The sequence below is a fragment of the Neisseria sp. P0021.S007 genome, assembly GCF_051956855.1.
Genome location: NZ_JBQCXA010000281.1, coordinates 1 through 857 on the forward strand (window position 1 = coordinate 1; position 857 = coordinate 857).

Annotated in this window: 1 protein-coding gene; it reads right to left on the reverse strand. The window is 39.3% G+C overall.

What is annotated here, in order from left to right:
* Window positions 1-319: 319 nt before the first annotated feature.
* Window positions 320-778, reverse strand: coding sequence for a pilin (locus ACTHUR_RS12825; RefSeq protein ID WP_440398871.1), 459 nt, complete (start codon window positions 776-778; stop codon window positions 320-322).
* Window positions 779-857: the final 79 nt, after the last annotated feature.

Sequence of the window (857 nt, forward strand, 5' to 3'; positions counted from 1 at the left end):
AAATTATATATTGAGTTCAGATGTGCGACAAATTGTCTTATCAGGGGTGTTGCGAATTTGTTTTATGTAGTTGTGAAAAGATGAAGGCCGTCTGAAACTAATCAAAGCCAAAGTTTTATGTCATATTAGGATTGGATATAAAGAGGCCGTCTGAAAATGATTTCAGACGGCATTTATTTTCGTAATGTGATCATTCAGGCTCTTAAGGACCTTGTTTTGGAGAGTTTTGTTCTTTTGGTTTGTTCGCTTTCCGCGTTTGTATTTGGCTTTGTTTGGGGTGTTTTCTTTGCAATGTATTTTTGTGTTTTGGGAAATAAGCTTACAAGCTCTGTTTGCAGGATACTGGAAGGAAGTGTGTATCCATGGTGCCACCGCAAGACCAAACTGTTGTACCTTTAGTAGCACTTGTTTTTGCAAAACTTGGTGTCAGGTGGATTTCGGTATTCTTCACAGGAACGGCGGCTTGATTGCCGATGGCGGCAACAATAGTGCCGTTATCTTCAATACGGACAATCTTTACATAGTTACCGACTTTATTGTCGTCTGAAGCGAGTTGTTTGATATTTAGGTCAAGCGGCAAGCTGCCTTTATCTGCATAGGCTTCTTCGACGTAGCTTTTCATACTGCCTGCCAGCATAATGCCTTCTGCTACTTGTGCTCTGGCAACATAGTTTTGGTATGCAGGAAGAGCTACTACTGTCAAAATGCCGATAATGCCGATAACAATCATCAACTCAATCAGGCTAAAACCGGTTTGGGCTTTGCGTAGTTTTTTCATTTTTTGAGTATGTCGTTTTCTTATTTTTATTTTATAAAGCAAATCCCATAATTATTATGGGATTTGCTTTGAGTCGAAT

What these genes read in the sequence shown, in the direction of transcription:
- ACTHUR_RS12825 (WP_440398871.1), bottom strand. Translation starts at nt 778, where the DNA reads ATGAAAAAACTACGCAAAGCCCAAACCGGTTTTAGCCTGATTGAGTTG.